The following is a 9,948-nucleotide window of genomic DNA, read 5'->3' on the forward strand; positions in this document are numbered from 1 at the left end:
TTAGGCACGCCGCCAGCGTTCGTCCTGAGCCAGGATCAAACTCTCCATAAAAGTAGTTTGAAAGCTCATTAGCTTTGCTAGCGTATCAACTAAAAAGTTGATATCTATTTATTACTTGTGTTTCATTCACTAACAGAGTTAGCTACTAGAAACGTTATTGATTACGTTTTGCTTGTTCAGTTTTCAAGGTTCATGTTGTTTCGTTTTGCGTGTCACCTCTTGGCGACTTATACATAATAACATCGATTAATCATTAAAGTCAACACTAAATCATAAGTTTTTTAAAGAAGATCATTTTTTATATTTATACTTAATGAAATGAGGGTTATGATATGGTTCGTAAAACGTTGCTACTGCTGTGCTTGATACTATTTGCGTTTCTCTTTTTCAAACCTATAAACTCGACTATGATTTCAGTCTTTAGTATCACAGATTCCCCGGCTGTTGTCACAAAAGGGCATTATGGGACGTCACTTGTTGTCGAAATTTCATTTTCAGATGAACCACTTTTAGAATGGCTTACGACAGTAAAGGAACCTTACCCGCTTCTTCTATTGGACGCTGATTGGATAGAACGGTCACCAAAGCATATGGAAATTATTCAGAAGAGAAAACTACCTACTGGCTTATTAGGTCCTGTGGATTCCAAAGAAGAACCTCTTGATACTAACATACTAAAAAAAGAGGTCGCTATTTATGAAAAACATTTCGCTTCGGAGCCACTGTGGTTTGCTACACGTAATCATCAATATTCACCAGACTTACAAAAGACACTGTTCCAACAGCAGGTGAATATTCTTTCTCCGTCAATTATATGGCAAGGCACTCATGCTGCACCTAGTTTACAAAAAGGCGATTTCCTATTTATTTCATTACATGAAAATAACAAGGTTTCCTTTAACAAACTTAATACATTGATAGAAAAAAATAATTTTATATCTATAGAAGAGAATATTTTTGGCTATACAATTCAATCAAAAAAATCTCCATAAAAAAACTGCGCAAATTTAGCTTTGCGCAGTTCTTTGTATTTATGCATTTTTTGCTTGCTCGCGACGTGCTTTGCGGCGTGCCTCTAGTTTTTGACGATCTATTTCGGATTGTTCATTATACTTTGGTAAAACTAATAATTGATAGGCATTCACTGCAAGTAATGGGAATAATAATAATGCAACGTATTGATCAATATTTGCATCACGCCCCATTAAAGCGATTGTCCATTCTAGAGTTGTAATAACAATCATGAAAAATAGCGCAGAAACTAATACGTGTTTCTTTCCTGTCATTTTCACTTTTTGAATAGCTGTTGCCACTGATCCAAATACTAATACCACTAAAAGTCCTATGTAAAATAACCAATCTTGTGTTGTATCGACACTTGGTGCAAATCGGAAAAATACGATATCAAATAATGTAATGGCAATTAGCACTATCTGCACCCAGTTCCATAATGTTAACGTTTTAAAAATATTAACGCCAACTTGGTGTAATGTTAAATAAGCAAAGAAGCCTGCCTGTGCAATTACACTCATTGTAAATCCTAAAAAAACCATCCATAAAAATCCGGCGAAAAATTCGCCCCATTGTCCATTTGTTACGTAGGGCTGAAAGAACTCCCAACGAATAAATAAACTAAAAATCCCGTTGACTAAACCACCAACGAGCAATGCATAGAAGAAAAACTTTGCCCAATTTCGTATTGTCACGACTAAAAGTCCCCCAATTTTCCAATTTCTCTGTTCTCATTTTAACAATGGATTGTTAAAAAAGCTATTTCTCTTGCCAATCAATACATAAAGTCATCATAAATGTGAACAATAATTGAAAGAGCTTATCTATAGAAAGGACGGATGTTCGATGCGAAAGTTCACCCTATTACTGATCCTAACCCTTTTTCTTTCTGCCTGTGCTCAGGATAAAACCACTACCATGTCCTACGATGAAGTAAAAAAAATCATGGTTGATTCTTTGCAAACTGAGGAGGGTAAAAAAGCTTTACGTAAACTTTTAGAGGAACCTGACTTCCGTGAGCTACTGGTGTTAGAGCACGATGAGGTCAAAAAGGCGACAGAAGAAACACTGCTCTCTGATAAAGCACAAGAATTTTGGAAAAAGACATTCGAGGATCCAAAGTTTAAAGAAACTGTAGCCAAAAGCATGCAAAAGCAGCAGCAGGATATTATGAAGGATTTAATGAAAGACCCCACATTCCAAAAGGATCTGGAGTCATTCTTTGGGCAAGCAGATATGCAAAAGCAGTTAGAGACTATTTTAAAATCTGCAAATCTGCGCAAGGAAATGGAGAAAGTCGTAAAAGAAACCATCGAGAGCCCACTAATGCAAACAAAATGGCAAGAGCTCATTAGAAAGAGCGGTGAAGCAAGCTCTTCTGAAAGCGGAGGTGAGAAAAAAGAGGCCAGCGGTGAAGCTAGTGGAGGTTCTGGTAAAGACGAAAAGAGCAGTCAATAATCCTTCTCGATCTCATTTATCTATATAAAAAGGATGTGTCTCGTAAGGGTTTGAGACACATCCTTTTTTTATTTATTTAATTTTGCAATGACCTTCGCTGCGATATCTAAGTAAATTTGGCCTGTTGTATGTTCTTCTGCATATACTGAAGGTGCAAAGTCCTCTGCTGACCAATCTGGTTGGCCTAGTGGAATTTGCCCAAGCATTTCTGTACGTAGCTCATCTGCTAACTTTGGTCCGCCACCTTGACCGAATACAAATTCTCGTTCACCTGATTTAGACTCGAACCAAGCCATGTTTTCGATGACACCTAAAATTTCGTGGTCAGTTTGTAGCGCCATTGCACCTGCACGAGCAGCTACGAACGCCGCTGTTGGATGTGGTGTTGTGACAACAATTTCTTTTGATGATGGAAGCATTTGGTGAATATCAAGTGCAACGTCTCCTGTGCCTGGCGGTAAATCTAATAGTAAGTAATCTAACTCGCCCCATTCCACATCACGGAAGAATTGGTCCAATACTTTTCCTAACATCGGACCACGCCAAACGATTGGCGCATTATTTTCAACGAAGAAGCCCATTGAAATCACTTTAACGCCTAAACGATCGACTGGATAAATACGATTTTCTTTTACTACCGGCATATCTGTAACACCCATCATATCCGGTACACTAAAACCATAAATATCTGCATCAATTAAGCCTACTTTTTTGCCTAGACGTGCCAAAGCAACAGCTAAATTGACAGATACCGTAGATTTCCCCACACCGCCTTTACCTGAAGCAATCGAAATCACTTGTACAGTGCTAAGCGGTGACAAAATATCCTGTGCCTCCGCTTCAGTAGCAGTACCACGGAAACTTTGTAGTTTTTCTGTTGAAAGCTCTTCAAAACGTATACCAACCGTGTTCGCGCCAGCTTCTTTTAATAGTTCAACAACTTTCATTTGAAGCTGCATTTGTTCTGGTGTGTTTGTTTTTGCAATCGCAACTTTAACACTCACATGATTTTTTTCTTCTTTAATAGCAACGTCTGTAATGCCTTCTGTTTCTGCTAATGGTTTATGTAAAAATGGATCTTGTAGTTGTCCTAATATTTCTCGCACTTGTAGTTCAGTTATCACGACGAACACTCCCCTTATTTTATATCAATGTTAGTATATCATACTGGTTTAATTTACATAGTAGCAGTTGCTCTATTCAATTTTTGAAAGTAAATACTCTTCAATACCTTCCACAATCGCATCGGCCATTTTTTTCTGGTAATCCTTATCGACTAATAACGCGCGTTCCTCGTCATTACTGATAAAGCCAGTCTCCACTAATACTGCAGGTACTTCCACTTTTTTCAGTAAATATACTTCCTTAATAGATAGTGCTTCCCGCTCTGTATTTTGCAAGTTCGTTCGGATCGACTGTTGAATGCTTTTCGCTAAAATTTCCCCATCAGCATGTCCGTCTTTATGATAGAACACTTGCGCACCACGCCACTTTGTTTCCGGAATCGCATTAGCATGGATTGTAACAAATATATTAGGTTGCTCTTTATCCACAATGTCTTTCCGTAAGAAGATATCCTGTTTCTTTCGTTCTCTTAATGTGCCTTCTCTTTCTGGAGACGAATGCTCAGCCATCACATCGCCGTCTTTTGTACGTGTCATGACAACCGTTGCGCCCTTTCTCTTTAGCTGCTTCTCAACCTGCTGAGAAATAGCAAGGGTAATCGTCTTTTCAATCACATCCCCTTTCGAAGCACCTCCGTCCTCCCCCCCATGCCCAGCATCAATGACGATTTTAACTCCGCCAAGTGGGTCAGGTAAGAAAAAATTTCGGTCAGAAGCATTCGTTTCATACGCCACTACAAGTATACTCATTAGCATTATTAAACCTAGTGCAAGCCAGCGCTTCACCCTCATACACCACCCTTTTACATGTAGTGTACGAGCGATAGCGTGAAACTATGCCTGAAAGCAAAAAAAATGGCTATTTAATAAATTGAATAAACATAAAAAAATCTTGTTTCTATTGTTCGTTGTTGTCGCTTCGCTTTCACAAAAAAAAGCCTGTCTCGATAAAAATCGAGACAGGCTTTTTGAAACGAATAAATCCGTAGATTAACGTTTTGAGAACTGAGGTGCACGACGAGCGCCGCGTAGACCTGGTTTTTTACGTTCTTTCATGCGTGAATCACGAGTAAGTAATCCAGCAGATTTTAGTGCAGCACGGAAATCTGGGTCTACTTGAAGTAGAGCACGAGCGATACCGTGACGTACAGCACCAGCTTGACCAGTGTATCCACCACCGTTAACGTTTACGTGGATATCATAGCTTCCTGTAGTTTCAGTAGCTACTAATGGTTGCTTGATTACTTCACGTAGTGCAGCGAATGGTACATACTCTTCGATTTCACGTTTGTTGATAACAATTTTACCTGTACCCGGTACTAAACGTACGCGTGCTACAGAGCTTTTACGGCGACCAGTGCCGATGTATTGAACTTGTGCCAAAGTAATATCCTCCTCTTAATTTATATTATCCGCGAAGCTCATATGCTTCTGGTTTTTGTGCAGCGTGTGGGTGTTCTGTTCCAGTATAAACGTTAAGTTTAGTGAACATTTTACGACCTAAAGAGTTTTTAGGAAGCATCCCTTTGATTGCTAATTCAAGCATTCTTGTTGGGTATTTATCTAACATTTCACCCGCTGTGCGAGTTTTTAAACCACCTGTGTATTGAGTATGGTGGCGGTAAAGTTTACCTTGTAATTTGTTACCTGTTAAATGAATTTTGTCAGCGTTGATGATGATTACGTGATCACCTGTATCAACGTTTGGTGTGAATGTTGGTTTATGTTTACCACGTAAGATTGCAGCTACTTCAGAAGCTAAACGTCCAAGAGTTTGGCCTTCTGCATCAACTACTAACCATTTACGGTCTACTTCGTGACCTTTAGCCATGAATGTTGTACGCATGTATATATCCTCCTAATCGATTCGATTACCGTTATTTTTCATTAGTCTACACTATAAGTTTCGGGGCTTATCTTGTGGTGGTAATGAAAATACCATCTGTTATCATATAATGAATGTGTTTTAAAGTCAAGCAATTTCATTAAACACCTGGTGATGTTGTATAAGGGCTAATAAAACACCTTTTCAAGGTATAAACCCTGTGGTGGTGCGGTTTTACCTGCCTTCTCACGGTCCATTGATGCCACAACAGTCTCAACATTTTTTATGTCTCGACGGTTTGTACCCACTTCCCATAAAGTTCCTGCAATAATTCGCACCATATTATATAAAAAGCCATTCCCCTCAATGACCATGTGCAATTCTTCGCCGTGCCACTCAAAATCGAGTGCCTTAACCGTACGAACTTTATCCTGCACACTTGTATTTGCAGCGCAGAAGCAAGAGAAATCATGTGTCCCCACAATCGCCTTAGCAGCCTCTTGCATCGCTATAACATCAGGCTTTACGCCATTTGTCTCTACGGTGTAATAACGTCTAAATGGGCTTTGCACAGCCTCACAGCACCAAATATAACGATAACGCTTGCCCACCACACTATAGCGTGCATGAAAATCAGCTGCGACCTCCTCTATAGCATGGACGCGAATATCCTTTGGTAACTGCACATTCAATGCCTTCATATACTTTTCTACGGGAATTGACAGTGGCGTATCGAAATGTAATGTTTGCCCAGTAGCATGCACCTTGGCATCCGTACGACCACTTGCAATTACCTTCACCTGATCCCCTTTATGCATAATGGCAAGTACGCGCTCAAGCTCTGCTTGCACTGTACGTTCCCCTGGTTGTACCTGATAGCCAGAAAATTGTGTCCCATCATAACTAATAATGGCTTTTAATCTACGCATAAAGTTTGCTCCTTCAATTAACTTCTATAGAAGAATAGTAAAAATGCAATACCAACAAGTAATGCAAGTGCTAACGTATCACCCATATCCCACTTTAACTGACGATAACGTGTGCGTCCTTCTCCGCCACGATAGCCACGTACTTCCATGGCAGTTGCTAAATCTTCAGCACGTTTAAATGCGCTAACAAATAGCGGCACTAAAAGTGGGACAACCGCCTTAATACGATCCTTTATCGGACCAGATGATAAATCTGAACCACGCGCCATCTGTGCTTTCATAATTTTATCCGTTTCGTCCATTAATGTTGGAATGAAACGTAATGAAATTGACATCATCAGGGCAAGCTCATGCACCGGTACTTTGATTTTCTTTAAAGGATTTAACAGTACCTCAATACCATCAGTGATTGAAATCGGTGATGTCGTTAACGTTAGAATCGATGTCATGAATACAAGGACTAAGAAACGAACTGAGATGAATATCCCCTGTCTGACCCCCTCTTCATAGATCGAGATAAATTTCCAGTGGAACAATAAATCGCCTTCCCTAGTCATAAAAATATGAAGTAAGAAGGTAAATGCCATTAAAAACAGCACAGGCTTCAAGCCATTTATTAGAAAGTACAGGCGAATACGTGACACTAAAATAATGAGTAACGTAAATGCCAGTAGCATCGCATAAGTAACTGTATTGTTTGCTAAAAATACAATGATGATGAATGCGAAAACAAAAATTAGTTTTGAACGAGGATCTAGCCTATGAACTGGAGAATCACCCGGCAAAAAACGTCCAAAAATCATTTTTTCCATCATGACTGTCCACGCCCCTCTCTGAGAGCAAGTCCAATTTCAGCAGCTAGTTCTTCTTCTGTTAAACAAACTTTTGATAATGGTACACCTATCATCTTTTCAATTTTTTGTTGGAAGCGTACGATACGTGGTGGCTCTAAACGAAACTTTTTCAATGTCTCCACATCTTTAAAAATATCACGTGGAGCTCCACTTAAAACGTTACTACCTTCATGCATAATCACGATATTATCTGCATACCGAGCCGCATCTTCCATACTATGTGTGACAAGGATCGTTGTTAAACCACGTTCCTTATGAAGTGCATAAAACATGTCCATAATTTCTTTTTGGCCACGTGGATCAAGTCCAGCAGTTGGCTCATCTAATACGATGACTTCCGGCTCCATTGCTAGTACACCAGCAATAGCAACCCTACGCATTTGCCCACCCGATAAATCAAAAGGTGATTTTTCAAGTACACTATCAGGTAAGCCAACTAGTCGCACAAGCTCACGCGCTCTAGCTTCCGCATCTTTTTCACAAACGCCAAAATTCATAGGACCAAACATAATATCTTTTAACACTGTTTCTTCAAATAACTGATGCTCTGGGAATTGGAACACAATCCCCACCTTTTGACGGACTGACTTTAACTCTTTCGCCTTCTTACCCGCAACAATAACGCGTTCGCCGATATGTACTTCACCTGAAGTTGGCTTTAATAGTGCATTGAAGTGCTGCAATATAGTGGATTTCCCAGAACCCGTATGTCCAATAATCGCTTGATAGGTTTGGCTAGGAATTTCAAAATCCACATCAAATAATGCACGTTTTTCAAAAGGTGTACCTTGCGCATACGCAAAGCTTACTTGTTGAAGTTTGATGTCCATAGATCATTCACCAACTCTTCTTCTGTCATATGTTGTCCCATTAATTGGACACCCTCAATTTGTAAAAATTTCGTTAGCTTCATCGCAAACGGGAGATCGAGGCCTAGCTCTACTAATTTATCGCCATGTGCAAAAATCTCAGCAGGTGTGCCTTCAGCAAATTTCTGTCCATCATTCATGAATAAAATGCGGTCAGCGAGCATCGCCTCTTCTAAATCATGCGTAATAGAAAGCACAGTTAACCCTGTTTCTACACGTAATTGCTGTACAGTTTGTAATACTTCTTCACGCCCTTGCGGATCTAGCATCGATGTTGCTTCATCTAGAATAAGCAGCTTAGGCTTTAATGCTAATGCACCAGCAATCGCGACTCGCTGTTTTTGCCCACCTGACAAATGGTGTGGCTCGTGATCTAAAAACTGACTCATTTTTACCTGGTCAAGTGCTGCATGAACACGCTTCACCATCTCTTCAAACGGTACACCGTTATTTTCTAATGCAAAGGCGACATCATCTTGTACCGTTGCCCCTACAAATTGATTGTCTGGATTTTGGAACACCATCCCCATCTGCGAGCGGCTTTCCCATAAGTTATTTTCACTTAGTACTTCTTGTAATATTCGTACATCCCCTTGCTGGGGGAATAATAAGCCATTCATAAGCTTCGCAATTGTGGATTTTCCCGAGCCATTATGGCCGACTATTGCAATCCATTCGCCTTCTTGAACAGAAAAGCTAACATTTTCTACGGCATTACGACTTTCTACATCATCTGGTGTATATGAAAACGTGACATTATTTAACGATAAAATTTCAGCCATTCACCCGAACTCCTCTCTACATCCTCAGCTCTACTAACTAAATTACACTGTTTTATGTATGTATTTTACCACAATCAATATGTTGGTATAAAAAAAAGCACCATCAATTGGCGCAATGTCTAATCACATGTACTTACAAAAAGAATAAAAAAGCGCGCACCTCATTCGAAGAAATGCGCATGTCGTTACATTTACAAGAAACACGGGTGCTCAAGCCCGTGATTCTTTTGAATGAGGTGCGGAGAGCTAAACGAGACGCCACCCAAAAGGCCCGCTCATCATAACGCTCAGCTTAATTATTTGTCGTATAAATCTATTATAAAAGTGCTAAAGCGCCCGAACACAGCCCAGTCATCAAAAAAGACTTCAAGGATGTAGCGCTTTAGCTTAAATATGAACAATAAACATATTGTATATTATTCATTGAAAAAAAGAGGGTGGCAGTTCAACCGGTGAACCGGACACCCTCTTCACCACTTGTTTCTTATTATGATTAAACTAATTCAATCACAACTACAGGTGCACCGTCACCACGACGAGGACCTACTTTAAGAATACGAGTGTAACCACCTTGACGTTCTGCATAACGTGGTGCAACATCATCAAATAGCTTTTGAAGTGCAAATGAAGTTGTTTCGTTACCTTCTGCGTCAGTAGTTGTTACTAGTTCACGGCGGATAAATGCTGCAGCTTGACGGCGAGCATGTAAATCTCCGCGCTTACCTAAAGTAATCATTTTTTCAACAGCTTTACGTACTTCTTTAGCGCGAGCCTCAGTAGTTTCGATACGCTCGTTGATGATTAAGTCAGTAGCTAAGTCACGTAACATCGCTTTACGTTGAGAACTTGTACGACCAAGTTTTCTGTAACCCATGGATGTTTCCCTCCTTTATAAAAAATATCTGATCTTCTAGTTTGTTTAAATCGCTTAGTCTTCTTTGCGTAACCCTAAACCAAGCTCTTCTAACTTTGCTTTTACCTCTTCAAGTGACTTGCGTCCAAGGTTACGAACTTTCATCATGTCGTCTTCTGATTTATTCGCAAGTTCTAGTACTGTATTAATACCAGCGCGCTTTAAGCAGTTGTAAGAACGAAC

13 protein-coding genes are annotated in these 9,948 nt (G+C 39.8%); 2 read left to right on the forward strand and 11 right to left on the reverse strand.

Annotation, left to right across the window (positions count from 1 at the left end):
* Positions 1-332 precede the first annotated feature (332 nt).
* Positions 333-992: a hypothetical protein gene (locus ACIQ2D_RS21600; protein ID WP_402867362.1), complete on the forward strand. Its 660-nt coding sequence runs from the start codon at positions 333-335 to the stop codon at positions 990-992.
* Positions 993-1,031: 39 nt separating this feature from the next.
* On the opposite strand, the gene ACIQ2D_RS21605 is transcribed toward ACIQ2D_RS21600, so the two are convergent.
* Positions 1,032-1,706, reverse strand: a complete 675-nt coding sequence (locus ACIQ2D_RS21605) for a KinB-signaling pathway activation protein (protein ID WP_402867363.1) — start codon at positions 1,704-1,706, stop codon at positions 1,032-1,034.
* A 151-nt stretch (positions 1,707-1,857) separates the two neighbouring features.
* On the opposite strand from ACIQ2D_RS21605, the gene gerD reads away from it, so the two are divergent.
* The gene (gerD, locus tag ACIQ2D_RS21610) at positions 1,858-2,469 is read left to right on the forward strand and encodes a spore germination lipoprotein GerD (protein ID WP_402867364.1); all 612 of its coding nucleotides are present in this window, start codon (positions 1,858-1,860) and stop codon (positions 2,467-2,469) included.
* Positions 2,470-2,537: 68 nt separating this feature from the next.
* On the opposite strand, the gene ACIQ2D_RS21615 is transcribed toward gerD, so the two are convergent.
* The 10 genes from ACIQ2D_RS21615 to ACIQ2D_RS21660 form a co-directional block, all read right to left on the reverse strand.
* A complete protein-coding gene (locus ACIQ2D_RS21615) occupies positions 2,538-3,593 on the reverse strand; it encodes a P-loop NTPase (protein ID WP_402867365.1) in 1,056 nt (351 codons plus the stop codon).
* A gap of 72 nt (positions 3,594-3,665) precedes the next feature.
* Positions 3,666-4,379, reverse strand: a complete 714-nt coding sequence (locus tag ACIQ2D_RS21620; RefSeq protein ID WP_402867366.1) for an N-acetylmuramoyl-L-alanine amidase — start codon at positions 4,377-4,379, stop codon at positions 3,666-3,668.
* Positions 4,380-4,583: 204 nt separating this feature from the next.
* Positions 4,584-4,976 (reverse strand): 30S ribosomal protein S9, encoded by a 393-nt coding sequence (gene rpsI / locus ACIQ2D_RS21625; RefSeq protein WP_004233744.1) that lies wholly within the window; start codon positions 4,974-4,976, stop codon positions 4,584-4,586.
* Between the two features lie 25 nt (positions 4,977-5,001).
* Positions 5,002-5,439: a 50S ribosomal protein L13 gene (gene rplM / locus ACIQ2D_RS21630; RefSeq protein ID WP_402867367.1), complete on the reverse strand. Its 438-nt coding sequence runs from the start codon at positions 5,437-5,439 to the stop codon at positions 5,002-5,004.
* Between the two features lie 167 nt (positions 5,440-5,606).
* A complete protein-coding gene (gene truA, locus ACIQ2D_RS21635) occupies positions 5,607-6,347 on the reverse strand; it encodes a tRNA pseudouridine(38-40) synthase TruA (protein WP_402867368.1) in 741 nt (246 codons plus the stop codon).
* Between the two features lie 17 nt (positions 6,348-6,364).
* Positions 6,365-7,162 (reverse strand): energy-coupling factor transporter transmembrane component T family protein, encoded by a 798-nt coding sequence (locus ACIQ2D_RS21640; protein ID WP_402867369.1) that lies wholly within the window; start codon positions 7,160-7,162, stop codon positions 6,365-6,367.
* A complete protein-coding gene (locus tag ACIQ2D_RS21645) occupies positions 7,159-8,031 on the reverse strand; it encodes an energy-coupling factor ABC transporter ATP-binding protein (protein WP_402867370.1) in 873 nt (290 codons plus the stop codon). The genes ACIQ2D_RS21640 and ACIQ2D_RS21645 overlap by 4 nt, the downstream gene beginning before the upstream one ends.
* Positions 8,007-8,852: an energy-coupling factor ABC transporter ATP-binding protein gene (locus tag ACIQ2D_RS21650; RefSeq protein ID WP_402867371.1), complete on the reverse strand. Its 846-nt coding sequence runs from the start codon at positions 8,850-8,852 to the stop codon at positions 8,007-8,009. The genes ACIQ2D_RS21645 and ACIQ2D_RS21650 overlap by 25 nt, the downstream gene beginning before the upstream one ends.
* A 493-nt stretch (positions 8,853-9,345) precedes the next feature.
* On the reverse strand, positions 9,346-9,726 hold the full coding sequence (gene rplQ, locus ACIQ2D_RS21655; RefSeq protein ID WP_012296051.1) for a 50S ribosomal protein L17: 381 nt from the start codon (positions 9,724-9,726) through the stop codon (positions 9,346-9,348).
* A gap of 54 nt (positions 9,727-9,780) precedes the next feature.
* Positions 9,781-9,948 (reverse strand): DNA-directed RNA polymerase subunit alpha C-terminal domain-containing protein (locus tag ACIQ2D_RS21660; RefSeq protein WP_275579669.1); only part of this gene is annotated, 168 nt, incomplete at its 5' end.

Origin of the sequence: Lysinibacillus sp. NPDC097287 (genome assembly GCF_044761695.1) — a bacterium.
GTDB lineage: Bacteria > Bacillota > Bacilli > Bacillales_A > Planococcaceae > Lysinibacillus.

What these genes read in the sequence shown, in the direction of transcription:
- ACIQ2D_RS21600 (WP_402867362.1), top strand. Translation starts at nt 333, where the DNA reads ATGGTTCGTAAAACGTTGCTACTGCTGTGCTTGATACTATTTGCGTTT.
- gerD (WP_402867364.1), top strand. Translation starts at nt 1,858, where the DNA reads ATGCGAAAGTTCACCCTATTACTGATCCTAACCCTTTTTCTTTCTGCC.
- rplM (WP_402867367.1), bottom strand. Translation starts at nt 5,439, where the DNA reads ATGCGTACAACATTCATGGCTAAAGGTCACGAAGTAGACCGTAAATGG.
- truA (WP_402867368.1), bottom strand. Translation starts at nt 6,347, where the DNA reads ATGCGTAGATTAAAAGCCATTATTAGTTATGATGGGACACAATTTTCT.
- ACIQ2D_RS21640 (WP_402867369.1), bottom strand. Translation starts at nt 7,162, where the DNA reads ATGATGGAAAAAATGATTTTTGGACGTTTTTTGCCGGGTGATTCTCCA.
- ACIQ2D_RS21645 (WP_402867370.1), bottom strand. Translation starts at nt 8,031, where the DNA reads ATGGACATCAAACTTCAACAAGTAAGCTTTGCGTATGCGCAAGGTACA.
- ACIQ2D_RS21650 (WP_402867371.1), bottom strand. Translation starts at nt 8,852, where the DNA reads ATGGCTGAAATTTTATCGTTAAATAATGTCACGTTTTCATATACACCA.
- rplQ (WP_012296051.1), bottom strand. Translation starts at nt 9,726, where the DNA reads ATGGGTTACAGAAAACTTGGTCGTACAAGTTCTCAACGTAAAGCGATG.